The 23,338-nt window shown below is 43.9% G+C and carries 26 protein-coding genes; 18 read left to right on the top strand and 8 right to left on the bottom strand.

Annotated features, from left to right (window positions below):
• Positions 1-254: 254 nt before the first annotated feature.
• From ACFQ2J_RS00660 to ACFQ2J_RS00670, 3 genes are all read left to right on the top strand, one after another.
• Positions 255-1,250, top strand: a complete 996-nt coding sequence (locus ACFQ2J_RS00660; RefSeq protein WP_386055632.1) for a TAXI family TRAP transporter solute-binding subunit — start codon at positions 255-257, stop codon at positions 1,248-1,250.
• Between the two features lie 82 nt (positions 1,251-1,332).
• Positions 1,333-1,854: a DUF1850 domain-containing protein gene (locus ACFQ2J_RS00665; protein WP_386055633.1), complete on the top strand. Its 522-nt coding sequence runs from the start codon at positions 1,333-1,335 to the stop codon at positions 1,852-1,854.
• Between the two features lie 40 nt (positions 1,855-1,894).
• On the top strand, positions 1,895-3,958 hold the full coding sequence (locus tag ACFQ2J_RS00670; protein ID WP_386058278.1) for a TRAP transporter permease: 2,064 nt from the start codon (positions 1,895-1,897) through the stop codon (positions 3,956-3,958).
• A 105-nt stretch (positions 3,959-4,063) separates the two neighbouring features.
• Here ACFQ2J_RS00670 and ACFQ2J_RS00675 read toward each other — a convergent pair whose 3' ends face one another.
• Positions 4,064-4,696: a YczE/YyaS/YitT family protein gene (locus tag ACFQ2J_RS00675; RefSeq protein WP_386055635.1), complete on the bottom strand. Its 633-nt coding sequence runs from the start codon at positions 4,694-4,696 to the stop codon at positions 4,064-4,066.
• A gap of 142 nt (positions 4,697-4,838) precedes the next feature.
• Between ACFQ2J_RS00675 and ACFQ2J_RS00680 the strand changes: the two genes are divergently transcribed.
• Positions 4,839-5,612, top strand: coding sequence for a (S)-benzoin forming benzil reductase (locus tag ACFQ2J_RS00680; RefSeq protein WP_386055637.1), 774 nt, complete (start codon positions 4,839-4,841; stop codon positions 5,610-5,612).
• A gap of 41 nt (positions 5,613-5,653) precedes the next feature.
• On the opposite strand, the gene ACFQ2J_RS00685 is transcribed toward ACFQ2J_RS00680, so the two are convergent.
• Positions 5,654-6,175, bottom strand: a complete 522-nt coding sequence (locus ACFQ2J_RS00685; RefSeq protein WP_386055639.1) for a dihydrofolate reductase family protein — start codon at positions 6,173-6,175, stop codon at positions 5,654-5,656.
• Between the two features lie 282 nt (positions 6,176-6,457).
• Between ACFQ2J_RS00685 and abc-f the strand changes: the two genes are divergently transcribed.
• On the top strand, positions 6,458-8,041 hold the full coding sequence (gene abc-f, locus ACFQ2J_RS00690) for a ribosomal protection-like ABC-F family protein (RefSeq protein WP_386055641.1): 1,584 nt from the start codon (positions 6,458-6,460) through the stop codon (positions 8,039-8,041).
• Between the two features lie 34 nt (positions 8,042-8,075).
• On the opposite strand, the gene ACFQ2J_RS00695 is transcribed toward abc-f, so the two are convergent.
• Positions 8,076-9,548 carry a SulP family inorganic anion transporter gene (locus ACFQ2J_RS00695; protein WP_386055643.1) on the bottom strand — a complete coding sequence of 491 codons (1,473 nt, stop codon included), beginning with the start codon at positions 9,546-9,548 and terminating at the stop codon, positions 8,076-8,078.
• A 292-nt stretch (positions 9,549-9,840) separates the two neighbouring features.
• Here ACFQ2J_RS00695 and ACFQ2J_RS00700 point away from each other — a divergent pair, with 292 nt between their 5' ends.
• Positions 9,841-10,260: a universal stress protein gene (locus tag ACFQ2J_RS00700; RefSeq protein ID WP_386055645.1), complete on the top strand. Its 420-nt coding sequence runs from the start codon at positions 9,841-9,843 to the stop codon at positions 10,258-10,260.
• A 15-nt stretch (positions 10,261-10,275) separates the two neighbouring features.
• On the opposite strand, the gene ACFQ2J_RS00705 is transcribed toward ACFQ2J_RS00700, so the two are convergent.
• Both ACFQ2J_RS00705 and ACFQ2J_RS00710 read right to left on the bottom strand, forming a co-directional pair.
• On the bottom strand, positions 10,276-10,899 hold the full coding sequence (locus tag ACFQ2J_RS00705; RefSeq protein WP_386055647.1) for a nucleotidyltransferase domain-containing protein: 624 nt from the start codon (positions 10,897-10,899) through the stop codon (positions 10,276-10,278).
• Positions 10,889-11,410: a GNAT family N-acetyltransferase gene (locus ACFQ2J_RS00710; RefSeq protein ID WP_386055649.1), complete on the bottom strand. Its 522-nt coding sequence runs from the start codon at positions 11,408-11,410 to the stop codon at positions 10,889-10,891. Before ACFQ2J_RS00710 ends, ACFQ2J_RS00705 begins: the two co-directional genes overlap by 11 nt.
• Before the next feature lie 71 nt (positions 11,411-11,481).
• Here ACFQ2J_RS00710 and ACFQ2J_RS00715 point away from each other — a divergent pair, with 71 nt between their 5' ends.
• The 3 genes from ACFQ2J_RS00715 (at position 11,482) to ACFQ2J_RS00725 (ending at position 13,871) form a co-directional block, all read left to right on the top strand.
• Positions 11,482-12,039 (top strand): sugar O-acetyltransferase, encoded by a 558-nt coding sequence (locus ACFQ2J_RS00715; protein ID WP_386055651.1) that lies wholly within the window; start codon positions 11,482-11,484, stop codon positions 12,037-12,039.
• A 77-nt stretch (positions 12,040-12,116) separates the two neighbouring features.
• Positions 12,117-12,869, top strand: coding sequence for a type I methionyl aminopeptidase (gene map, locus ACFQ2J_RS00720; protein ID WP_386055652.1), 753 nt, complete (start codon positions 12,117-12,119; stop codon positions 12,867-12,869).
• 213 nt (positions 12,870-13,082) lie between these two features.
• Complete coding sequence (locus tag ACFQ2J_RS00725; protein ID WP_386055654.1) at positions 13,083-13,871, top strand: cobalamin-binding protein; 789 nt, start codon at positions 13,083-13,085, stop codon at positions 13,869-13,871.
• On the opposite strand, the gene ACFQ2J_RS00730 is transcribed toward ACFQ2J_RS00725, so the two are convergent.
• Both ACFQ2J_RS00730 and nhaC read right to left on the bottom strand, forming a co-directional pair.
• Positions 13,865-14,695, bottom strand: coding sequence for an MBL fold metallo-hydrolase (locus ACFQ2J_RS00730; RefSeq protein WP_386055656.1), 831 nt, complete (start codon positions 14,693-14,695; stop codon positions 13,865-13,867). The genes ACFQ2J_RS00725 and ACFQ2J_RS00730 overlap by 7 nt on opposite strands.
• 95 nt (positions 14,696-14,790) lie before the next feature.
• Positions 14,791-16,170 (bottom strand): Na+/H+ antiporter NhaC, encoded by a 1,380-nt coding sequence (gene nhaC, locus ACFQ2J_RS00735; RefSeq protein ID WP_386055658.1) that lies wholly within the window; start codon positions 16,168-16,170, stop codon positions 14,791-14,793.
• A gap of 435 nt (positions 16,171-16,605) precedes the next feature.
• Here nhaC and ACFQ2J_RS00740 point away from each other — a divergent pair, with 435 nt between their 5' ends.
• The 4 genes from ACFQ2J_RS00740 to ACFQ2J_RS00755 all read left to right on the top strand — a co-directional run bounded on the left by ACFQ2J_RS00740 (position 16,606) and on the right by ACFQ2J_RS00755 (position 18,791).
• Positions 16,606-17,337, top strand: a complete 732-nt coding sequence (locus ACFQ2J_RS00740) for an AzlC family ABC transporter permease (RefSeq protein ID WP_386055660.1) — start codon at positions 16,606-16,608, stop codon at positions 17,335-17,337.
• Positions 17,334-17,624 (top strand): AzlD domain-containing protein, encoded by a 291-nt coding sequence (locus ACFQ2J_RS00745; protein ID WP_386055662.1) that lies wholly within the window; start codon positions 17,334-17,336, stop codon positions 17,622-17,624. Before ACFQ2J_RS00740 ends, ACFQ2J_RS00745 begins: the two co-directional genes overlap by 4 nt.
• Positions 17,625-17,684: 60 nt before the next feature.
• A complete protein-coding gene (locus ACFQ2J_RS00750) occupies positions 17,685-18,179 on the top strand; it encodes a hypothetical protein (protein WP_386055664.1) in 495 nt (164 codons plus the stop codon).
• Between the two features lie 78 nt (positions 18,180-18,257).
• Positions 18,258-18,791: a GNAT family N-acetyltransferase gene (locus tag ACFQ2J_RS00755; RefSeq protein WP_386055666.1), complete on the top strand. Its 534-nt coding sequence runs from the start codon at positions 18,258-18,260 to the stop codon at positions 18,789-18,791.
• A gap of 48 nt (positions 18,792-18,839) precedes the next feature.
• Here ACFQ2J_RS00755 and ACFQ2J_RS00760 read toward each other — a convergent pair whose 3' ends face one another.
• Complete coding sequence (locus ACFQ2J_RS00760; protein ID WP_386055667.1) at positions 18,840-19,724, bottom strand: cation diffusion facilitator family transporter; 885 nt, start codon at positions 19,722-19,724, stop codon at positions 18,840-18,842.
• A gap of 261 nt (positions 19,725-19,985) precedes the next feature.
• On the opposite strand from ACFQ2J_RS00760, the gene ACFQ2J_RS00765 reads away from it, so the two are divergent.
• From ACFQ2J_RS00765 to wrbA, 5 genes are all read left to right on the top strand, one after another.
• A complete protein-coding gene (locus ACFQ2J_RS00765; protein ID WP_386055668.1) occupies positions 19,986-20,201 on the top strand; it encodes a hypothetical protein in 216 nt (71 codons plus the stop codon).
• A 111-nt stretch (positions 20,202-20,312) separates the two neighbouring features.
• Positions 20,313-21,059 carry a molybdate ABC transporter substrate-binding protein gene (gene modA / locus ACFQ2J_RS00770; protein WP_386058281.1) on the top strand — a complete coding sequence of 249 codons (747 nt, stop codon included), beginning with the start codon at positions 20,313-20,315 and terminating at the stop codon, positions 21,057-21,059.
• A gap of 9 nt (positions 21,060-21,068) precedes the next feature.
• Positions 21,069-21,749 carry a molybdate ABC transporter permease subunit gene (gene modB, locus ACFQ2J_RS00775; RefSeq protein ID WP_386055671.1) on the top strand — a complete coding sequence of 227 codons (681 nt, stop codon included), beginning with the start codon at positions 21,069-21,071 and terminating at the stop codon, positions 21,747-21,749.
• A 6-nt stretch (positions 21,750-21,755) separates the two neighbouring features.
• The gene (locus ACFQ2J_RS00780; protein WP_386055672.1) at positions 21,756-22,385 is read left to right on the top strand and encodes an ATP-binding cassette domain-containing protein; all 630 of its coding nucleotides are present in this window, start codon (positions 21,756-21,758) and stop codon (positions 22,383-22,385) included.
• Between the two features lie 302 nt (positions 22,386-22,687).
• Positions 22,688-23,293, top strand: a complete 606-nt coding sequence (wrbA, locus tag ACFQ2J_RS00785; protein WP_386055674.1) for an NAD(P)H:quinone oxidoreductase — start codon at positions 22,688-22,690, stop codon at positions 23,291-23,293.
• Positions 23,294-23,338 lie beyond the last annotated feature (45 nt).

A 23,338-nucleotide genomic window follows, 5' to 3' on the forward strand; every position in this document is an offset into this window, starting at 1 on the left:
TTTTTATTACCTTTGAAGAAATATCAAGGAAAAATGGTTTAAGTTCTCAAATTTAAGGGGAAATTAGACTGATTACTCCTTGCTCACGCTTTTGGTAATTACTGCGTTAAAGTTAAAATGATTTGAAAGTTCAGCTGATTTATGTAAAATAAATATAGGTTCCTTTCAAATCGAGAAGGAGTTTCAAAAGGAAATGTCAAAATATTCTACATGGATATTTTGATTTCGAAAAAAACAAAACAGGAGGTCAATTCATGAAAAAGAAAAATTGGTTCTTAAGCATGGCTATGTTGTTAACGCTTTCAATGTTTCTAGCTGCTTGTGGCGGCGGAGAAGCAGGTGGAGATGAAGGCGGCGAAGAAGGTGGAGATGGACAACAGTTCGTCAACATCCTAACTGGAGGGGCGCAAGGTACATACTACCCTCTAGGTGGTACATTTGCGCAGGTACTTAATGATAATCTTGATAACGTTGATGCAAATGCGACATCAACAGGTGCATCTGTAGAGAATATGAAGAAACTACGTGATGGTGACGGAGAAATTGCTTTCACTCAAACAGATATCGCTTCTTATGCAGCAAATGGAGAATTGATGTTTGAAGGAGAGGCAATGGACTCAATCAAAGCGATTGGTACATTGTATCCGGAAACGATCCAGATCGTAACAACTAAAGATTCCGGTATTGAAAATGTAGAAGACCTGAAAGGAAAGACTGTTTCCGTCGGTGCTCCAGGATCCGGTACGTATGCGAATGCTGAGAACATCCTTGAGATTCATGGCATGACAATGGATGATATCAGTGCAGAAAATCTTGACTTTGGTGACTCTACTTCAGGTATCCAGGATGGCCAGATTGATGCAGCATTCATCACTTCCGGTACTCCGACTGGTGCAGTTGAAGGTCTTTCAGCTACGACTGATATCAATATCGTCAAATTCTCTGATGATAAAATCAGTGAACTGATTGAGAAATACCCTTACTATGCTGAAGATGAAATCAAAGAAGGTACGTACGGATTGGAAAGTGCTGTAAAAACAGTAGCTGTCCAGGCGATGCTTGTTACCACTGATGATATGAGTGAAGATCTAGTCTACGAAATGACAAAAGCGATTTTTGAAAATACGGACAAGATCTCCCACTCCAAAGGTGAATTCATCACTGCTGACAGTGCACTTGAAGGTGTAGGAATCGATCTTCACCCTGGTGCTAAGAAGTACTTTGATGAAAAAGGCGTTTCTGCTGAGTAAAATGCATAAATAACTGAACTTCACACGATAGACCGATGGTTATCGGTCTATCTTTTCATGTTAGAAGGGGTCTGGAATAATCATGAAAGCTTGGAAAACATCTCTTGTCATTCTGTTTTCTATCTTTTTGATCGCACTCGCAGCATTCTCGTACGCACAAAAAGAAACGGAAGTGCTGGCGTTTAACGATAGAAAAACAGGAGAGTTACTTGCATACCTTCCCATTAATGACCAGGACCATTTTCAATTGAAGTTCACCCATTCCGTTCATTTATCAGATGTGTATGAAGAATACCGTGTAGAGGATCAAAAACTTTACCCTGAGCAATTGATTTATGAGGATACAGCAATAGGAATGCCATCCAATGCAGGTGAAGGTGCAACGTTCGAAATGAAAGATGGGAAGTATTACATCAGTAACTTGACGGGTTCCCATGATTATATCGACCTTTCCATCGGACAGGTGAAAGCGCGTCATACGCTCATATTCCAAGGGGAGCAATACATGTTAAAGGAATATGTGGGTGCGGGTACAGTGGTTCGCATTCAACCTGTTTCCTTATCCAGATGGAAACTTTTGAGAGGAGTGAATGTACTTGAGTGAAGAGAATAAAACACTTACAACAGAGAAACAACAGGAAATCATGGAAAAGTATGACCCGGATTCAGGGGTCAGGCAGCTGACAGGCATCTTTGCAAAAATCGTCTTCTTCGGTCTTTTAGCCTTTTCCATCTATCAACTATACACAACCACCATCAACCCTCTTCCAGCCCAGATGCACCGTTCCATTCACGTTGGATTCGGTCTGGTGCTTATCTTCCTTTTATTCCCTGCGACAAAGAAAAACAGGGCAAAAGGGAAGACTGCCTGGTATGATATTGTCCTTGCAGTATTAGGTTTTGGAGTAGGGGCATATTGGCCGTTATTCTATGATCAGATCGTCATGAGAGCCGGGGAAATTTCCACCCTCGATTTTTGGGTAGGTCTGCTTGCGGTCATCCTCGTATTGGAAGCAACAAGACGTTCGGTAGGATTGCCGATTACCATCATTGCAATCTTATTCCTTGCTTATGCATATTGGGGAAGGCAAATGCCAGGATTCCTTATTCACCGTGGAGTGAATCTGGATAACCTTGTGCAGTCGATGTTCTTTACCACTGAAGGTATTCTTGGTACGCCAATTGCCGTATCCTCCACCTTCATCTTCCTGTTCCTTTTATTCGGGGCCTTCCTTGTGAAAACAGGTGTGGGGCAATACTTCAACGACTTGGCAGTTACATTGGCGGGTAAGCGTACAGGCGGACCTGCAAAAGTAGCGATTTTCTCAAGTGCCCTACAAGGCACAATCAGCGGTAGTTCCGTTGCCAACGTTGTAACTTCCGGTTCCTTTACAATCCCGATGATGAAGCGTTTAGGGTATAAGCGTGAATTCGCAGGTGGTGTAGAAGCTGCTGCGTCGACTGGTGGACAGTTGATGCCGCCGATCATGGGTGCTGCTGCCTTCCTTATGATTGAATTTATCGGGATGGATTACTGGAGCATTGCAAAGGCTGCGGCGATTCCAGCGTTGCTCTACTTCACTGGTGTTTGGATCATGACACACTTTGAAGCGAAACGAACAGGTCTTAGCGGGTTATCCGATGAAGAAATGCCGGACCGTAAAGAAGTGTTCAAGAAGCTTTATCTATTGCTTCCGATCGTAGCCATCGTATTCTACTTGAGCAGTGGCCTTAGTGTCATGCGTGCTGCAATCTATGGTATCCTGACTACGATTCTAGTTGGTCTTCTACGTGAAGAGAAATTCCGTAAAATCTACATTATTGCATTTGGAGTTGGTTTTGTAGGTGCTGGAATTTACAGCTTTACTACAGGCGGATTCGACATCACACAAGCTTTAGTTGGAGCAACATTGGTCACGATTATTGTCAGCTATTTCTATGATGGCAATTTCAAGGATTCGATCGATGCACTTGTCGATGGTGCCCGTACAGCTCTTGGTGTAGTTGCAGCAACAGCGGCGGCTGGTATCATCGTCGGAGTAGTAACGAAAACGGGTCTTGGGTTGAAACTTGCAAACAGTTTGGTTTCTCTAGCTAATGGTCAAGTATTACTGACATTGTTCTTTACGATGGTCGCAGCAATCATTTTGGGTATGGGTTCACCTACGACGGCGAACTATATCATTACCTCGACAATTGCAGCACCTGCCATCATATTACTGGGCGTAGCAGATCTGCCAGCGCATCTGTTCGTCTTCTACTTCGGTATCATAGCGGATATTACGCCACCGGTTGCGCTAGCAGCTTTTGCTGCAGCTGGGGTGGCCTCATCCGAGCCGATACGGACGGGTGTGAATGCGGCCAAGCTGGCTATCGCCGCATTCATCATCCCGTATATGTTCGTACTTGAACCTCAGTTGCTGATGATCGATACTACGGTACTTGAACTGATATGGATCTTATTCACAGCCATCACTGGTATGATTGCTATCGGTGCAGGGTTGATCGGTTACTGGTTCCGTAAGGTGATGTGGTTTGAACGAATTGCTGCAGTTGTGGGAGGTCTCTTCCTGATCTACCCGACGACAATGTCGGATATTATCGGACTTGCAGCATTTGCCGTATTACTGGGACTTCAGTTCATGGTTAAGAAAGACATGATCGGCGTTCCGGTCGTCAATCGCGGTAAATCAAGAGCGAGAGCATAAATATGAGAATAGACACTCCGCATCGGGAGTGTCTATTTTTTATGGATGTAATATTTTATGTCAGCAAACGCAGAACGAAAGATGCAAATTTCAAACCAGCCATCCTTACCCGTCTGCCTTTTCCTTTTGATGAAAACTCCACAACTTTACAATTGGTCTGCAAAGTGTATAGAAGTACTGAATCATTGGACCGAGCAACAATGCAACGATTAAGGTGCCGATTCCAACTGGTGCTCCAAGAAGGAAACCGATCAGAGCAAGGGTTGATTCAGCTAAGATACGGATGAAGCTTTTTGACTGTTTCGTTTTATCATTCATGATCATCATGAAGTGATCCAGAGGGATCCGTGGGAACGGGGTCCGTAAATAGATGGCGATACCAGCTCCGAGAGCAAGTAACCCTAATGTGAACACAAGCCATTGTGACCACCATAATTCATAAGAGGCATCCTTCAGAAACACATAAAGGAAAAAGTCGACAGTTCCTCCCCGGATCAATATCGGTATGATGGATTCGATTCTTGGTCTGCTGCGCTCAAGCCATGCATTCACTCCCAGCAGGATAAGAAAACTGATGATCATCACCGTTCCGACGGTGACTGGCAAGTGCAGTGATAAACCGACAGCAACACTATCTCCAGGACCTACACCTAGGCCGGACCGGATGATGAGCGCAAGGCCCAGGCTTGATACGACAAGCCCAATGATATATATATAGAACAGAAACAAATATTTCATCGCTATCTCCTTCATTTTGGATAGGCAAGAACACTTTACATCATATATGTCTTACAATTCTATGTAAAGTTTGGCAATAAGGTGGTTTGTTTATACAGAGAGGAAGGAATGGTGAAGATAGAGCGGATAAAGGAGGAAAACAATGTTGTATGCAATTGTGACAGGAGATTCAAGAGGATTTGGAGAACAAATAGCGAAGCAATTCATGGAAAAGGGTGTCCATGTTATCGGTATATCCAGAAAGATAAATGAATCCTTGAAAAAACAAGCCGAAGAACAAAATTTGTATTATGAGCATTATTCCTGTGATTTAAGTGAGCCGGGTGCCATTAAGGAATGTATGGAGAAGTGGCAAGGTGATGTGTTCAACAATGAGACGAACCACGTGTATTTAATCAATAATGCTGGCATGATTCAGCCAATAAATATGGTCGGTAATCTGGATGCTGACCAAATGACGAAGCATCTGAACTTGAACATGCTGGCACCAATGCTCTTAACAGATCACCTAATTAGGCTTGGTGACAAAAGTGACACGAGTCTGACGGTTGTCAATATTACCTCTGGTGCAGCTGAGAAATCAATGAAAGGATGGAGTGTCTACAGTAGTGCAAAGTCAGGTTTGAACCGTTTTACAAAAACTGCAGCAGAAGAGCAGGAGCAGAAGTCCGCTAATGCGCATACCGTAATAGCATTCAGTCCAGGAGTAATGGACACAGGTATGCAAGGAGAAATACGTGAAGCTTCTGAAGATCAATTTGCTGATGTGAAGAAGTTCAGGCAGTTGAAAGAAGAAGGGAAGCTTCAGGGGCCGAATACCATTGCGGCACTATTGATGGATTTGCTAAACAATCCGAATGACTTGGAAACCGGGAAAGTATATAAAGCTTATGATCTATTAGATGCAAAAAAATAATAAAACCGCATGGAGACTTTCAACCATGCGGTTCATTTTTTTTAGCCTTGTCTTTTCCTATACGTCAACACTAGCATACCATCAGCATAAGGCTTTGCTTCATGCAACTCGAGTTGTGCTTCCACATCATTTTCATGAAAAAGTGGAATCCCTTTACCGATCAGGGTAGGCTGGATGGCAATCTGGAATTCATCGATCAAATCACGCTTGATGAAATGATGGATCAGCTGCGCACCTCCAACAATCCAAATGTTTTTATTCTGATCCTTTTTCAAAAGATTCATCAGTGGACGTATTTGTTCCGGCTGAATGAAGGTTGCATAATCATCGCTGCCTTCCTGGATATTGGAGACGACATACACATCTTTTTGCCTGTAAGGGAAATTCTCCGTCAACTTGAAGATCTGTTCATAAGTTTTTCTTCCCAGCACGACAGTGTCGATCGTGTTATAAAATTTTTCATAGCCGTAATCGTTATCATCCCACAGCCAATCGATTTCACCATTCTCCCTTGCTATATATCCATCCAGGCTCATTGCGATGAATAGAACGACCTTCCCCATGACCTCACCTGCTTTGTAAGAATAATTGCAATAATCTACAGTATTATCATATAATAAATTTACCAAGAAAAGAAGGGACTGAACGTTAGGGCGATGAAGTACTGATCCTTTGTGCAAGAAATGCGTAGCTGAATGAAGAAAAGTACGCTTTCTATAGGGATTAGTCTGTCCAAATCAGGATTTCATTGCTTTGAGGGGAATTATGTACACGCATAGTTTCTTTCGTGTCCTTGTGCGGATATAGTGACTCGATCTCTCTGGAAAGTTCAGGGAGGTTTTTTTATGCAATTATTGAAGGCTATGAATATCAACTACAGCATAGGTGATCGTCACCTGCTCGATATTGAAGAGTTGAAGGTTTATGAAGGAGATAGGATTGGTCTTGTCGGTAAAAATGGTCAAGGGAAGTCCCTGCTGATCAGATATTTGATGGGCGAGACGGATGTGACACCCAGTACCGAGTTGTCTGCTTCGGTAGGTTGGTTCAGGCAGTTGGAAGAGGTGGAGGACTATGATCGGATGAGTGGAGGAGAACGGACATTGAAAAAGCTTGATCAGCTTTTTCAAAAAGGTCATGAACTTTTGATTCTTGATGAACCGACGAACAATCTGGATTGGAAAAAGATCGAGCAGCTGGAAGATCGATTGCGTAATCATAAGGGTGCTTATATCGTTGTTTCCCATGATCGTGTGCTGTTAGATGAGGTGTGCGATACAATTTGGGAACTGGATCAGGGAAAACTGACGATTTACAATGGAAATTACACCTTTTATGCAGAGCAGAAGCAACTTGAAAGGCAGCAGCAATATGATCACCATGAGAAGTATGTGAAAGAGAAGAGGAGACTGACCAACCGGATGGCTGCAAAGCGTAATCAGGCTAGCGGGATGCGGAAAGCGCCATCCAGAATGGGAAATTCGGAAGCGCGCCTTCATAAAGGGAAAGCAACGGAGCAACAGAAGAAAATCGAACGAGTTTCAAAAGTGATGGAAAATAGATTGGAAAAGCTTGAGAAGGTGGATAAACCATTTGAATGGGATGCCATGAAAATGGAAGACTTCCAAGTAGCTCAAATCCATAGGAAACTTGTCTTATTCGGGAAAGACCTGCAAGTGAACGTCAATCGGAAACATCTATTCCATTGCCCATCCCTTCAATTGAAAAACGGAACGAAAACAGCATTTATCGGTGACAATGGCACAGGTAAATCCACTTTGATTAGGCACATTCTTCAGGGAAAAGAGGAGTTGGACCTTACCACTCAGGCAAGAATAGGGCATTTCACCCAGTCCTTGGAACATTTACCGGAAGAAAAAACAGTGTATGAATACGTTAGCGAAACGAGTACGATGCCTCAGCATATTATTCGGATCGTGTTGGGGAGACTGCGGTTCAAGGAAGAAGAAGTGATGAAAAAGATAGAAGTGTTGAGCGGGGGAGAACGAGTGAAGGCTGCGCTTGCACGGTTACTTGTAGGAAATTTCAACGTGTTAATTCTGGATGAACCTACGAATCACCTTGATTTAGAGGCGATGGAGGCTTTGGAAGCCTTGGTTCGTGATTACCCAGGTACCGTACTGTTTGTCACCCACGACCGACGGTTCATTGACCAGACTGCCAATCAGCTGTGGGTGTTGGAAGATGGTCGCTTGACTTACTATGATGGGGATCTAAGTGAATATCAATCTTATAAGGAGCAGCCATCTGCAGCGGATGAAATGGAATACGACAAGATGACGTTAGAAACGAAACTGACTGAATTGGTCAGCAGGTTGAGCATGCCGGTTTCGGACCAGGAAAAAGCATCATTGGAAGAAGAATACGATAAGGTATTGAAACAGTTAAATAAGCTCAGAAACAAATAAAAAACCACCCATTACGGGTGGTTTTCCATTTTTATCAATGATTGGATACCGTAGCATTAGATTTATCGTGAACTGCCAAGCGGTCCACTAATTGAGAACTATCTTTATTCAATCCCACAACATCAACGTCAATATCTCTCTCACGGAACTTCAGCACAATCTTGTCCAGCGCAGCGACTGCTGAATCATCCCACATATGTGAATGTCGGAAATCGATGGTGATGTGTTTTGCATCAGTGTCAAAGTCAAAATGTTTCATCAGGCTTTCCACTGAAGCAAAGAACACTTGGCCGCGAACCGTATAAACAAGTGATTGAGTTGATTCGTTGAATGTTTTTTCTACGTGTACGGATGAAATCTTTGCAACGAAGAAAATGGCGCTCAGGATTACACCTGCAAATACACCTTTTGATAGATCGTGTGTTTTAACGACGGTAGCCACCGTAACGATCATAACCGCTGCATCAGATTTCGGCATGATGTGCAGCTTTGTCAATGAACTCCAATCGAATGTACTGATGGAGACCATGATCATGACTCCTACAAGTACCGCCATTGGAATTTGAACTAATAGATCATTCAGTAAAATAATCAGGATCATAAGGAATACACCAGCTACTAATGTAGAAAGTCTTCCTCTTCCTCCGGATTTGACATTGATGACAGATTGGCCGATCATCGCACAGCCAGCCATACCTCCGAAGAATCCAGCCACAATGTTCGCTTTACCTTGCCCGCGAGCTTCCTTGTTCTTATCACTTTCTGTATCGGTCATATCGTCAACGATCTGAGCTGTCAAAAGTGATTCAAGCAAACCGACGAATGCCAAAGCTAAAGCTGTCGGGAAAATGATTTGCAACGTTTCGAAATTCAAAGGAATTTCAGGAATAAGGAAGAACGGCAGTGTGCTCGTCAATTCACCCATATCTCCTACGGTTCTTACTGATACACCAGTTGTTACTGCTATGATTGTCATTACTATGATAGCCACAAGTGGTGCGGGAACTGCTTTCGTAAATCTTGGGAAAATATAAATGATTGCTAATGAAGCTGCGACCATTGCATACATTTGCCAACCCTCACCTACAAAATGGGGAAGCTGTGACATGAAAATCAAAATACCTAGCGCATTCACAAAACCGATCATGACTGAACGAGGGATGAATTTCATGAACTTCCCTATTTTAAGAGCTCCGAGTGCGAACTGGATGATACCAGTCAGAATCGTTGCAGCGAGTAAATACTCAAGTCCGTGATTAGCCACCAATGTGACCATCAGTAATGCCATGGCTCCTGTAGCAGCTGAAATCATTCCTGGTCGGCCGCCCATAAAGGCGATGACTACAGCGATACAGAAGGAAGCGTATAATCCTACCATCGGATCTACACCTGCGATAATGGAAAACGCGATTGCTTCAGGAATTAATGCTAGAGCAACGACGATACCTGAGAGTATGTCATTCTTCACGTTTCCAAACCATTCTTGTTTAATTGTTTGTGCGTTCAATGCTGCACCTCTTTTCATAAATTGTTTGATTGCACTGTCCGCAACAGTGCTTTTCCGGCATGAACGAACAAGATTATAACAGAATAGATAGGTAAATGATAATCGCATGTAAGCGCATACTTCGACTTCGTACTCCTTTAATCTTCTTTTTTCTTCGATATAATACCTTGTAGTATGTTTTTGCTATTTGTTTAGAGGAAATTAGCAACCTATGTAGGTGGAATTTTCTATTTGTTGACTAGGCTTTCATGATAGAATGATAGGAAGTTTATATGAAGAGGCAGGGATACGCATGTATAAGAAGATATTAGTAGCGGCAGATGGCTCCGAACATTCTCAAAGAACGACTAAACAAGCAGCAGAACTAGCAAGACTGCAGGATGGAAGTTCGATCACAATCATTTATGTCATCGATGGTGATACATCCAAGCATGATGTGCTGGCAGAAGGGAATCCAGCTACATTGGATATGAAACGGCACGAGCGATTGAAACCGATCGAGGGCCATTTGGAAGCGAAAGGGGTTCCTTTTGAAGTTGTCATTAAACGTGGGGAACCAGGCCCGACAATAGTCAAACATGCCAACGATGAAGCATTCGATATTGTCATCATCGGAAGTCGAGGGCTGAATGCATTGCAGGAGATGGTACTTGGCAGTGTCAGTCACAAAGTTGCTAAACGAGCCAATTGCCCGGTGATGATTGTAAAATGAGAAAATGGATATCCGTCAACGGGATATCCTTCTTTTTATTTCCGCTTGATGTTTCTGCGCTAAAGCTTTTGTTAGTAAGGATTCATCATATCCATTTTTGTTTAATGTTTCAATGATTGCTTCTGCACGCTCATCTCGCTCTCTTCTGAGATTCGACTCCAGTTGAATCTCTAACGGTACAGTCCGAATAGTATGAGTATCCACTCTAACTTCTTTAGAAAGCTCCCAAATATACTGACCGCCTTCCCAGATGCCATCTCCGGTCATGTTATCTGGAATTCCGCCAGATTCAGAAATGAGTACGACCTCTACTGGAAAACCGGCTACGAAGAACTTACCCTTCGTCCACGTGAACCCGAAAGGAAAGGACTGCGTAAAGGTTGTCTCAGTTAATGAAGAGAGCCATGCAGGGTTATCATAGTCAACTTCGCTTGCCTTTTCAGGTAATAATGCAGAAAAGTTGTTCATGATTTCTTTCAAAGCTTTCTCTGACCTGACGTATAAATCGAGGTCATTCGGTTCCATATCAGCTCCTTGTAGTACAGATCCAGCTGAACCTACCAAAATCCATTCGATTTCTTTCCCGTCCAGCCTATCACATACATTCATTAGAGCTTTATACCATCTTTTATGCTTCATGTTTCACCTCATTTACAAAAAGGACCATGTGATATTCATCGAAATACGTTTCGCCTACCTTGATTGCCTGCTTTTCTGTCCCGTATATATCATAGCCTGAATTCTGGTACAATCTTAGTGCAGGAGTATTAGTGGTCAGGACCGAGAGTTGAAGCTGTTCGATGGAAACCTTAACTGCGTGTTTCCTACATGCATTTAACAGTTCGGCCCCCAAACGCTTTCCACGGTAATCAGGGCTTACATACATGGCAAGAATATCTGCCTTATGTTGGAACTTCGGGTGGGATTGCTGTTGCATCGTTACGGTCCCGATCATGTGATCACCTTTGAATGCGCCGAACGTGTAAACGCCGGACTGACTGATTCGCTCTTTTACACTTTGTATCGGTTCCATGCGGTTGAGTGCTTCTTCATATGTAGTGATGAAAGCTTCAGGTGCCTTCAAAAGTGCTTCTAATCTTAGCTCCCAGTATGCCTCGGCATCGTCAGGAGACAATAATCTAATTTTCAAAATAATCACCTCATTTAAATTAATGTAACCGAAGTCATATGCGATGTAAATAACGGGATGGAGGTTTTTTTATGACAGAAAAAGAAAAGATGATTAATGGAGAGCTCTATGACCCGAGCGATCAGGAATTGGTCATGGATCGTCAGCGAGCAAGGAAAATCACGAGAGAGTTGAATAATCTGAAAGTATATGACGAAGCACAGAAAAAGCGGTTGCTGGAAGAATTGTTTGGCACTGTTTCAGGGTATATAGGATTGGAAACTCCTTTCTTCTGTGATTATGGGTACAATATCCATGTAGGAGACGATTTTTTCGCTAATTTCGATTGTGTCTTTCTGGATGTATGTGAAATCAGGATTGGAGATCGGGTAATGCTTGGGCCAAAAGTGCAGTTTTACACGGCGACACATCCGATGGATCCAAAAGAAAGAGCAAGCGGAAGAGAGTTCGGGCAACCGATTACGGTTGGACATGATGTCTGGATTGGTGGCGGGGCGATCATCAATCCTGGAGTAACGATCGGGGATAACGCAGTGATCGGAGCGGGTGGTGTCGTGACAAAGGATATTCCAAGTGGTGTGTTTGCTGCTGGAAATCCTGCCCGTGTCATTAAAAATATAGCTGAATAAAATGGCTTTGGGTGGTAGGAATCTGTGTTTTCCGTTATCATCAATAAAGGATTAATTAGATGGAAAGGGTTTTTTCAATGATCAAACGTAAAAGTAAACGGGAAATTGAATTGATGCATGAAGCAGGAAAACTGCTTGCTGGTGTTCATAAGGAATTGAGGAAGTTCATCAAACCTGGAGTTACTACGATGGAAGTGGAGAAATTCGTCGAGGACTATCTTGCAAAGCATGGAGCAACCGCTGAGCAGAAAGGCTACCAGGGGTATGAGTTTGCCACTTGTGCATCCATCAATGATGAAATCTGTCACGGATTTCCTCGCGATGAAAAATTGAATAATGGTGATATCGTTACGATTGATATGGTTGTCAATCTGAATGGAGCACTTGCGGATTCTGCCTGGACGCATGCAGTAGGTGAAATCAGTGACGAAGCTCAGAAGCTGATGGATGTGACGAAGACCTCCTTATATAAAGGAATCGAGCAGGCAGTAGTCGGGAATCGAGTAGGTGATATCGGCCATGCGATTCAAACCTATGCGGAAGGTGAAGGCTACTCCGTCGTACGTGACTTTACTGGTCATGGCATCGGGGACGGAATCCACGAAGATCCGTTCATACCTCACTTTGGTGAAGCAGGTAAAGGCGCAAGATTGAAAGAGGGTATGGTGATTACCATTGAACCGATGATCAATATTGGCGAGTGGGAAAGCAAAATGGACATGAATAATTGGACTGCACGAACGGTAGACGGTTCACTGTCAGCCCAATATGAACATACAGTCGCAATCACGAAAGACGGCCCGCTCATCTTGACAGAACAAGAAGACTGAACGAACAAAGATCACCCCAAAAAGGTGATCTTTTTTTATCGCTTTAAAGCGATGAGGGACTGTCCCTCAACCAATCACAGCATCACCGCTTTAGTGGGATGAGGGACAGTCCCGCTCTGCGTCACCGCGGTACAGTGTTGAGGGACAGTCCCCCTTTATTCATATGGTATAGTGGAAGAAATAAGGATTGGGAAGGGAAGGGAAGGGGATTCCATGAGAGTTGTTTCGTTATGTCCAAGTAACACAGAATTAGTTGAATACCTTGGAAAGACTGATGTATTGGTGGGGCTTGATGATTATTCCGACTGGCCGGAGTCGATTCAGCATCTTCCCCGAGTAGGTCCGGATCTCTCCATTGATATGGAGAAAGTTGCCGCATTAAAACCAGATCTTGTCCTGGCTTCACTCAGTGTGCCGGGAATGGAGAAAAACATTGAAGCATTAGATGCTTATTCACTTCCTTATATCACTTTGAACCCCAATTCCCTGGAGGACATCGCAGCAGATATCCTCACGTTGGGAGATGCGCTTGGTATCCCGAAAATCGGAAAGGAAAAGGCGAATCAGTTTAATAACGACATTCAACATTATCGCAACCTCTCCAATCAAATTACAGTAAAACCAGCGATATATTGGGAGTGGTGGCCGAAACCGATCTTCACACCTGGAAATGCAAACTGGCTGACAGAAATAAGCGTTTTGGCCGGAGCCGCAAATGTCTTCAGTGACCACGCTGAGGCTAATGTTCAAACGGACTGGGATACGGTGAAGAGGAAGAATCCTGATCATGTTTGTATGGTGTGGGTCGGAGTAAAAGAAGAAAAAATGAACCCGGAGCTTGTTAAGAAGCGCCCGGGATGGGAAGACATGGACGCAATTAAAAACAATCACATCCATGTTCTTGAGGAATCGTTATACTGCAGGCCGTCCCCGCGTTTACTCGAAGGATTGGATAAGCTGTTCAAACTGCTTCATCCACACCTTTTCCAAGGCGATCAATGAGGTTTACGCTTATGTTTGGGAATCGCCATTTCTCGAAAGTTGTCAGCAAGTTCACGAAGCTGTTTCTGTAAAATGGCACCTTCCATAGGAAGCCCATGACCGGTTAAAGCCAGTGATGGATTCAGATCAGCGAGTTTTTTAACCGATTTTTCTGCCTCCTCCCAGTTAGGTGTGAAGTAGGCTGGCGGTCCATGGACTTTCTGATGCTGCGTGAAAACTGCAAAGCTGGATTCCTGTTTCACCGTGATGAAGGCATCACCTGCTATCAGCGTCCGATCCTTTTCTCTGAACAACGAAATGTGGCCAGGCGTATGACCTGGAGTGTGAATGTATTTCCACTCCGATAGGAATGGAAGACTTCCATCCTCTGGGAGCCGCTCCACATAGCGGGCTAAGTTCACACCTTCGGTAGGATAAAAAGGTGATATCAGTGAAAACAACCCACCCCCTACAGTAGAGTCGCCTACAGGATAATCTCTTTTGCCAATGACATAATCCCACTCACCAGGGTGGACAAACAGTGGGATATCCCATTGTTTGGATAAATAGATGGCAGAGCCCACATGGTCAAAGTGTCCGTGGGTCAAAATGATTGCTTTAGGTGGAGTCCTTTTCCCAAAACGCTTTTCAGCTGCTTCCAGAATCCGCTCTCCATAATGGGAAATACCTGTGTCCACCAACACCCAATCCTTGCTGTTCGCTTTGCCGATCATACAGACGTTGACGATCAGTGTCCGGTAGAAAGCAAGGTCCTCGAGTACCTGTTCTGCCACCGCGTGCTCCATATGCCAGCCATCGTGTAGATGTTCGGTATGTTTATCCATCCTATACGCTCCTCGTTTTTTCTACTATCCATTATTCTCTGAACGATTCAGCTAACTTATACAAAAAAAGACCGGTGAAATCACCGGTCTGATCATTATGCCTTTTTCGGTTTGATCGTCCAGCCTGTCAATCCAAAGAAAATGGTCAGAAGCGGACTTAATAAACAAAAGAATGCAAATGGCAAGTAATCTACGACAGCTACTCCTAAAACATCTGCCAAGAAGACTCCACACACACTCCATGGCACAAGCGGGTTGATGACAGTCCCTGCATCCTCTAAAGCACGAGAGAGGTTTTTCCTTGCAAGCCCAGCTTTATCGTAGATATCCTGGTACGTTTCGCCTGTAAGCAGGATCGACAAGTATTGTTCCCCGATAAAAATATTGATTCCTATCGCAGTCAGTGCAGTGGAAACCGTAATCGAACGGATAGACTGCAGCATATCGCGTACACCTTCGAGAATTGCCGGCAGTACCCCGGTGATGAAGAACAGTCCGCCAAGCGCAAGGGCAAGGATCACCAGAGAAATCGTAAACAGCATACTGTTGATACCGCCGCGCGACAGCAAGCTGTTGATTGCATCCACCTCTGTACTCGCCTTATATCCATCAAACCATATACCCCAAATATCTCCGAATGGTGCCATTCCTCGGAAGCCAGCAAGGACAGAAGCTGTCAGACTGCTGATTGCCAAAGTGACAAAAGCCGGCTTTTTCCATAAAGAAAGAACGATAAGCAGTAATAGCGGGATCCATGAAGTCCAATGCATAAGCCCTGTAGCGTCCAATTGCTGCTTGAATGCGTTGATCTTATCAGGTGTGCCGGTTACTTTAGGTGAAAGAAATACAAATAGAATGAATGAAATGATAAATGCCGGCACGGTAGTCCATGCCATGTTCTTAATGTGATCGAACAAATCGACTTTTACAATCGTGGAGGCTAGGTTGGTCGTGTCAGATAAAGGTGACATTTTATCACCAAAAAATGCCCCAGATACAATTGCTCCGGCAGTAATTGCCAAGGAAGCGTCAGTAGTCTGTGCTACGCCAATGAAAGCAACACCGAGCGTTGCGCTCGTTGTGAACGAACTCCCCAATGAAACGCCTACGATTGCAGTTACTGCGAACACAACAGCAAAGAACCAGCTGCCTGAAGCCAGTGAGAATGCTGCATCCATCAATACAGGAATGGTCCCGCTGATCATCCAGCTGCTGATCAGAATCCCGATCATGAAAAATAACAGGATTGCACCCATGCCGGATTGTGCACCTTGAATCATTCCATGCTGCAGTGTTTTGAAATCAAATTTTCTTACAAAACCATACAGAAGCATGACGAGTATTCCCAATAGAATCGGAACATGCGGAACGGTTTGCAAGCGGATGATGAAATAGCTGATGATGCCGACAATCGAAAGTAATAATAACGATGATTCCAAAATGGTTGGTAATTTCTTTGGCTGTAGATGAAGCATAATAATTCCCCCTAAAATTGTATATAAAAAAACTCCGCCCCACATAAGGGACGAAGTTTAACTCCGCGGTACCACCCAAATTGATGTAAAAAAACACCCACTTGATTATGATGCTGCACAATACGAATCCTGTAATTCGATGCAAGGACTGCCTGGATTTTCAGCTGCCATCCAGTCTCTGATTACTGCTCATCGATGCATCTACTTCGGAATTCACAACACCGGATCTCATTCACTTTTCTACTTAAACGCTTTTAAGCTGTAAAGCATGTAAGTAATATAATATGGAATTCCAAACTTGTCAACAACAGATGTAAATTACCTTCCGTACATATAGGATGAGCGTTTAAATAAAAATGATACCGTTCGCTTGGATTTTTAGATATGATTGTATATAATAGTGGAAATTTTCAATAGATTCCGGAGGTTCGCATCATGGAGGCACAAGTGATAGCCACTAAAGAGAATGTTTCACGTACATATATGCTCAAAAAAGGCTTTGCGGCAGGGTTTCCTATCATGCTTGGCTATATGCCGATCGCCATCACGTATGGTGTATTGGCCGGTCAATCTGGTTTGTCCGTTATGGAAACGACATGGATGAGTGTACTCGTTTTTGCAGGAGCTTCTCAGTTCATGGGGGTGAATCTGATCGCATTAGGAACGGGTGCTATGGAAATCATCATCGCTACGTTTGTACTGAACTTCCGCCACTTCGTAATGAGCCTTTCCTTTATGAATCGGTTAAGAGGAATTCCACTACGGTGGAAAGCCCCGCTATCGCTAGGTCTGACGGACGAAACATTCACAGTATCTGCGCTTCATTATGACCGGGCTGATCAGAAACATGGAACGTGGTTCTATGCTGCCTTGATTCTGACTGCATATACCTCCTGGGTCGGCGGTTCTTTTCTCGGAGGCGTACTTGGAGATATCATCCCTGATCAATTAAGCCAGAGCATGGGTATCGCCCTTTATGCTATGTTCATCGGACTTCTTATTCCATCTGTCAAAAAGGAAATGAAGGTAGCGATCATTGCAGTAATTGCTATGCTGATCAATTACATTTGCACCTTATTCATGGCGACCGGATGGGCGATTGTCTGTGGTACAGTCTTTGGTGGACTTAGTGGCGTGTTGTTGCTGGAAGGAGATGAGCAGAAATGATGTGGATGATTATTGGAATGGCGATTGTAACTGCCGTGCCACGTTTGCTTCCAGCATTCATTGTAGATCGGGCCCGTTTTCCACGTTGGGTAGACCGTTGGTTGAATGCCATCCCTTATGCAGCTCTTGGCGCATTGATTTTTCCTGGTATCATGACCGTGAAACCTGATGCGCCACATGTAGGATTGATCGGTGGGGCGGTAGCGATACTATGTGCTTGGCTGGGGATGAACATCATCTTAGTGGTCATCAGCGCAATTGCAACTGTTTTCCTATTTACGATATAGTCACGAGCCTTATTCCCTTGCATATAGTGTAGAGATACACTTCCGAAAAGGGGAATGATCATGGATCGACAACAAGGAGGATTTTTTCCGTTTATACCAGGATTGGGCAATTTATTCGGAGGGCCAGGCGGATTCCCGGGTCAGGGGCAAGGCGGATTCCCGGGTCAGGGGCAAGGCGGATTCCCGGGTCAGGGGCAAGGCGGATTTCCAGGTCAGGGACCGGGCGGATTTCCAGGTCAGGGGCCGGGTGGATTTCCAGGTCAAGGACCGGGTGGAGGGCAGCAGACAGCACAATTTCCACCACCACCTTCCAATTATCCGCAGTTCGGACCACAATCAGCTGGAGGACCTGCTGTATATGCAGTTGACCCAGGCGCACTATATGGATGTCTTTACCGATTGACACGTGTACGTCTTGAAAATGGAAGGTCATTTTGGTTTTATCCGACATTCATCGGCAGAACTTCTGTTGCGGGATTCCGGTGGCGCCCTCGACAGCAAAGATGGGTATATTTCGGAATCGACACCAACCGTATTGATCGCTTTCAGTGCTGATTTTTTAAGGGGTGGTACCTTGGGTGCCATCTCCCATGTAACTTCATGGACAAGTATCGAACGAAAGAAGGGGTAAGGATGGGGAAGATTCGCAAGGCTACGTATGAAGATGCGGAAAAGATTGCTGACGTTCATGTGAAAAGCTGGAAGTCTACATATAAAGATTTGATTGAAGAGAAGGATTTGAGCAATATGACATTGGAAAACCGTACGGCCTTGTGGGAAACGGTTTTGAAAGTACCTGTCAATGGTCAAATCGTACTTGTGCTGGAAGATGAAAATGGAGGGATCATCGGATTTGTATCCGGTGGGAAAGAACGGACGCGTCACTACGGATTCGATGGAGAGATCTATGCCATATATCTTTTGGAAGAACATCAACGGAAAGGTTACGGCACGGACTTATTAAGAGCATTCACGAATGAAATGGCGAGTGCAGGTTACGAATCATTACTAGTGTGGGTACTGACACACAATCCATCCAGCCAATTCTATGCTTCCCATGGAGCAAAGCAGGTGGAGGCTGAAATGGTTACAATTGGGGAAGGTACGTATGAAGAGACGGCATTCGGGTGGAAAGATATCCACGCATTAACAGCACTATTTTCCTGATGAAAGCAAACAAAGAACCATACATGGGTGCGCTCACCCTTGTATGGTTCATTCTTTTTCCGGATCATCCTCAAAAGGTTCAATATGGATCAGTGCATGTCTGATTCCTAATTCCTCATAAAGGTTCTCTTCCACCTCATCCGTAATGTCGTGTCCCTCCTGTACCGTGATTTCCGGATCGACATGGATGGTAGCATCGATGAGCACCCTGTTCCCTTGAAGGCGTCCTTTTACATCTTTGACTGCCCATACATTAGGATTTTCTGCGATCGTCTGCTTCACTTTTTCTAAAGTGTCTTCATCAAACCCATCCGTCAATGTGTGAGTCGTATCTGTGAAAATGGTCCAGGCTGTTTTACAGATCAACAGTCCGACAATGAAACCAGCCAATGGATCAAGCCAGAACAAACCGAACTGCGAACCGACGATGCCGATGAACGCTCCTATACTGACGAGCGCATCTGAACGGTTATCCTGAGCGGCAGCATACAGAGAACTGCTATCGATTTTCTTCGATAGGTTCAGGTTATATCGATAAACCCCGAACATCACGATTGCTGCACCTAAAGCGGTCCAAGCGGTGAGCATATTCGGCTGTTCGAATTCCTGCTGGATGATTCCTTGAACAGTTCCGATAATGACCTCAAGGCCTACAGTCATCATAATGAATGCGGCTATGAGCGAGGCAATCGACTCTGCCCGGAAATGGCCATAATGGTGATCCTCATCCGGGGGTTTTCGTGATATTTTCAAGCCGATCAGTACAGCGATGGAAGCAATCACATCCGTCGTATTATTCAGACCATCCGCCCGCAAAGCTTCGGAATTTCCGATGGACGCGATAATCAGTTTGAGGGTGGCCAATATCAGATAGGCGATAATACTGATCCAGGCACCCTTTTCTCCTCTTTTCAGGTTTTCATATTCATTCATAATAAGAAACCTCCGATGATCCCTTCTATAGCAAAACTAAGCTTATCAAAGCATTCTCGTTTGAGTCCAGAGAAAAATTGCTTTCCATTTGCACATGTATTGACAACCAGCAATTAATTTTCATAAGGCAAACTATTAGCATACCTGTTTAGGGGATGCAATAACATTTTATTAAAATAGGATTACTTTTCTGTGACATGGGTAAACACCTACTAAGCACTCATTTCATACTGTACTTATTTTAAAGGGGGTTATAAGTTTATGATTCAGGAAACCGTTGTGGTTGAAGGGTCTGTCGAAGGAATGAAGTTCTCGAAGCCGGTCTTGTTATCCTATAATCCCGATTCCCAGACAACTGAACAAGCACTTATCCATTATTTTAACAGCCAGGCTAAAACTTTTGATGAATTGGCAGTCCAGCGCGGATGGACCGATTCCTATTGGACATATCCTCCATACTACGATCTAGTGATGTGACGCTTACATTCATATAGTATTCACATACGCACAAGTCTTACTTGTGCGTTTTTTTATTGCTCCGATATAATGAACCTATGACGAAACGGAATAGGATGAGCAATAGTGAGAATGATGGGGATGCTTTCAATGGTACTGCTGTTGATTTCAGGATGTGCAGCAGGACCATCTGAACAAGAGAAAGAATTAAAGATCTCCGCTGCCTCCAGCATGCGGGATGCAATGAAAGAGATAGGGGAGTTGTTTGAAAAGGAGACCGATTTTGAGCTTGTTTTCAATTTCGGTTCCTCAGGCACCTTGGCACAACAGATTCATCAAGGTGCCCCAGTTGATGTGTACATATCTGCAAATAGAAGGTGGATGGAGGATGTCGAGCAGGATTCCCTTATGAAGGCTCCATCCATCCAGACATTTGCTACTACAAGGCTGGTCCTTGCCTCCAGTAAAGCACAACAAGTGGAAGCAGAGTTCTCCCGGCTGGATATATTGGACAAAGTTTCTATTGGAGATCCGGAGAGTGTACCTGCTGGTGCATATGCGAAAGAAGCGCTTATTGAGAGTGGACAATGGCACAAGCTTGAGAAAAAGCTGGTTTATGCAAAAAATGTAAGGCAAGTTGCGGCATACATTGCTTCAGGAAATGTAGATGCTGGAATCATTTATGCAAGCGATGCAGTGGTACTAGATGATCTAAATGTGATTGAAACCATTCCGGAGACGCTACATTCACCTGTTGAATATGTTTCTGGTATAACAGCATCGAGCAAGAAAGATGCAGCAGCGAAGGCGTTTTTGGAATTTCTGAAAAAAGAAAAACCAAAAAAGATTTTGGCTGACTATGGATTTGAAGTTAGGTAAGGTGTTGTCATGAATTTATCTCCATTATGGTTGTCGATCCGCATCGCGGTCATTTCGACCATCCTGGTTTTCATTATCGGTGTATTTCTCGCACGTATCATTTCGAGAAGGGAGTTTCCCGGCAAACAGGTGCTGGAGTCATTGTTCCTCTTGCCTTTGGTCCTTCCACCGACAGTAGTTGGATTCGGATTGTTATTTTTATTCGGGAAGAACGGTTGGATTGGCAGTCTGTTATTGAATTGGTTCGATTTCCAGGTGATTTTCACATGGTATGCAGCTGTGATTGCTGCATTTGTTGTATCTTTTCCATTGATGTACCAAAGTGCAGTAGCTGGATTTTCTAAATATGACCCGAACCTTGAACATGCTGCTTACACGATGGGGGCAAGCAGATGGAAAGTGTTTTGGACGATTTCATTCCCTCTGGCATGGCCAGGATTGATTGCCGGCCTCGTCCTTTCCTTTGCTCGTGGTCTGGGAGAGTTTGGAGCTACCTTGATGATTGCAGGCTACATTCCTGGAGTGACTGATACACTTCCGATTGCCATCTACTTTGCTGTTGAATCAGGGCAAGAACGACAAGCGCTGATTTGGGTTGTGTTAATGAGTGTAATCGGTTTCTTCACAATATATTGGTTGAACCGGTGGAATAAAAAATCCTGGCTGAATGGCTCTTCAGGAAAGAGGTGACGTCGTATGCTGCATGTACATATCGAAAAGGAACTGAAGTATTTTCAAATGAAAGTGAACTTTGACGTAAATGATGGACTGGCTGTACTATTCGGTGAATCAGGTGCAGGAAAAACGACCCTTTTACATATGATTGCAGGATTAACCTCTCCTGATCGAGGGGAGATCATCCTCAATGAGCGGGCATTATACAAACAGAATAAATCGAATGTAAAAACACAGAAAAGGAATGTAGGGTATGTGTTTCAGGATTATGCGCTGTTCCCTCATATGACAGTCGAGAAAAACCTTCGATATGGGATTAAAAAAGAGGAAGATCTCCAGCAGTTGAGAGGAATACTGGAGACACTGGGAATCAACCATCTCTTACAAGAGTATCCCTCAACAATTTCAGGAGGGGAAAAACAACGTGTCGCGTTGGCAAGAGCCTTGGCATCCAAGCCCGATGCGCTGCTGATGGATGAACCATTCGCTTCCCTTGATGAAAAGAATCGACAGCAATGCCATGAAGAAATCCTCCGTCTGAAAAAAGAATGGAACATCCCAATGATCCTAGTGACCCACGACCGAAAAGAAGCAGAAAAGCTAGGAGACCAGCTATTTTTTTTAGAAAAAGGACAACTAATTGAAGGGTAATTTTGCAATTAATTGCTCCTTGCTGTCATTTTTTATGAAGGTGTTCACATATTTTAGAAGGGTGGTGGAGAAATTATGAGTTCCCACAGGAAAGCGAGTTATTTCTCCACTGCCCTAAGTTTAATAAAATAAAGTCGTCATCTCCTGAATAGTATATAAGGGAAATTTTTTAAAAATAAATCTCGAATTTGAGAGTCTTTAGTTTGAAATAAAAAGTAAACGGGTATATAGTTAAAATGTATTCACGAGCATAACGTCTGCAAATGCAGACAACAATAAGTATGAAAAAGGAGAGATGGAAAATGGCAAAGTTAGCAATTTTTTATTACAGCTCCACAGGTACTAACTACAAAATGGCACAATGGGCAGAAGCTGCAGCAAAGGAAGCAGGAGCAGAAGTAAAGCTGCTTAAGATCCCTGAAACTGCACCAATGTCTGCAATCGAACAAAACCCTGCATGGAAGGAACATTACGAAGAAACTAAAGATGTTCCTGAAGCGAAAATCGACGATCTTGATTGGGCTGACGGATACATTTTCAGTGTTCCGACCCGTTTCGGAAACGTCCCTGCACAAGCGAAACAATTCTTCGATATGGCAGGCGGTCTATGGTTCCAAGGTAAATTAGTGAACAAAGTTGTAAGTGCTATGACTTCCGCACAGAATCCGCATGGCGGACAGGAAGCTACAATTCTTAACTTATATACGACGATGTTCCACTGGGGTGCTATCATTGCATCACCAGGTTACACAGATGATTCCATCTTTGCAGGTGGAGGAAATCCATACGGAACGAGTGTCAGCGTCGACCAGGACGGTAATATGAAGGAAGATGTAGAGGGTGCAGTTCGTCATCAGGCAAAGCGTACTGTCCAAGTGACAGATATGATCCTGAAAGGCCAAGGCTAAAAAGCGGAAAGCGCTCCTATGGGGGCGCTTTTTTTTATGGTCTAG

The sequence above is a fragment of the Thalassobacillus hwangdonensis genome (genome assembly GCF_042675915.1).
Lineage (GTDB): Bacteria > Bacillota > Bacilli > Bacillales > Halobacillaceae > Thalassobacillus_A > Thalassobacillus_A hwangdonensis.

What these genes read in the sequence shown, in the direction of transcription:
- ACFQ2J_RS00660 (WP_386055632.1), top strand. Translation starts at nt 255, where the DNA reads ATGAAAAAGAAAAATTGGTTCTTAAGCATGGCTATGTTGTTAACGCTT.
- ACFQ2J_RS00665 (WP_386055633.1), top strand. Translation starts at nt 1,333, where the DNA reads ATGAAAGCTTGGAAAACATCTCTTGTCATTCTGTTTTCTATCTTTTTG.
- ACFQ2J_RS00670 (WP_386058278.1), top strand. Translation starts at nt 1,895, where the DNA reads ATGGAAAAGTATGACCCGGATTCAGGGGTCAGGCAGCTGACAGGCATC.
- ACFQ2J_RS00675 (WP_386055635.1), bottom strand. Translation starts at nt 4,696, where the DNA reads ATGAAATATTTGTTTCTGTTCTATATATATATCATTGGGCTTGTCGTA.
- ACFQ2J_RS00680 (WP_386055637.1), top strand. Translation starts at nt 4,839, where the DNA reads ATGTTGTATGCAATTGTGACAGGAGATTCAAGAGGATTTGGAGAACAA.
- ACFQ2J_RS00685 (WP_386055639.1), bottom strand. Translation starts at nt 6,175, where the DNA reads ATGGGGAAGGTCGTTCTATTCATCGCAATGAGCCTGGATGGATATATA.
- abc-f (WP_386055641.1), top strand. Translation starts at nt 6,458, where the DNA reads ATGCAATTATTGAAGGCTATGAATATCAACTACAGCATAGGTGATCGT.
- ACFQ2J_RS00700 (WP_386055645.1), top strand. Translation starts at nt 9,841, where the DNA reads ATGTATAAGAAGATATTAGTAGCGGCAGATGGCTCCGAACATTCTCAA.
- ACFQ2J_RS00705 (WP_386055647.1), bottom strand. Translation starts at nt 10,899, where the DNA reads ATGAAGCATAAAAGATGGTATAAAGCTCTAATGAATGTATGTGATAGG.
- ACFQ2J_RS00715 (WP_386055651.1), top strand. Translation starts at nt 11,482, where the DNA reads ATGACAGAAAAAGAAAAGATGATTAATGGAGAGCTCTATGACCCGAGC.
- map (WP_386055652.1), top strand. Translation starts at nt 12,117, where the DNA reads ATGATCAAACGTAAAAGTAAACGGGAAATTGAATTGATGCATGAAGCA.
- ACFQ2J_RS00725 (WP_386055654.1), top strand. Translation starts at nt 13,083, where the DNA reads ATGAGAGTTGTTTCGTTATGTCCAAGTAACACAGAATTAGTTGAATAC.
- ACFQ2J_RS00730 (WP_386055656.1), bottom strand. Translation starts at nt 14,695, where the DNA reads ATGGATAAACATACCGAACATCTACACGATGGCTGGCATATGGAGCAC.
- nhaC (WP_386055658.1), bottom strand. Translation starts at nt 16,170, where the DNA reads ATGCTTCATCTACAGCCAAAGAAATTACCAACCATTTTGGAATCATCG.
- ACFQ2J_RS00740 (WP_386055660.1), top strand. Translation starts at nt 16,606, where the DNA reads ATGGAGGCACAAGTGATAGCCACTAAAGAGAATGTTTCACGTACATAT.
- ACFQ2J_RS00745 (WP_386055662.1), top strand. Translation starts at nt 17,334, where the DNA reads ATGATGTGGATGATTATTGGAATGGCGATTGTAACTGCCGTGCCACGT.
- ACFQ2J_RS00750 (WP_386055664.1), top strand. Translation starts at nt 17,685, where the DNA reads ATGGATCGACAACAAGGAGGATTTTTTCCGTTTATACCAGGATTGGGC.
- ACFQ2J_RS00755 (WP_386055666.1), top strand. Translation starts at nt 18,258, where the DNA reads ATGGGGAAGATTCGCAAGGCTACGTATGAAGATGCGGAAAAGATTGCT.
- ACFQ2J_RS00760 (WP_386055667.1), bottom strand. Translation starts at nt 19,724, where the DNA reads ATGAATGAATATGAAAACCTGAAAAGAGGAGAAAAGGGTGCCTGGATC.
- ACFQ2J_RS00765 (WP_386055668.1), top strand. Translation starts at nt 19,986, where the DNA reads ATGATTCAGGAAACCGTTGTGGTTGAAGGGTCTGTCGAAGGAATGAAG.
- modA (WP_386058281.1), top strand. Translation starts at nt 20,313, where the DNA reads ATGATGGGGATGCTTTCAATGGTACTGCTGTTGATTTCAGGATGTGCA.
- modB (WP_386055671.1), top strand. Translation starts at nt 21,069, where the DNA reads ATGAATTTATCTCCATTATGGTTGTCGATCCGCATCGCGGTCATTTCG.
- ACFQ2J_RS00780 (WP_386055672.1), top strand. Translation starts at nt 21,756, where the DNA reads ATGCTGCATGTACATATCGAAAAGGAACTGAAGTATTTTCAAATGAAA.
- wrbA (WP_386055674.1), top strand. Translation starts at nt 22,688, where the DNA reads ATGGCAAAGTTAGCAATTTTTTATTACAGCTCCACAGGTACTAACTAC.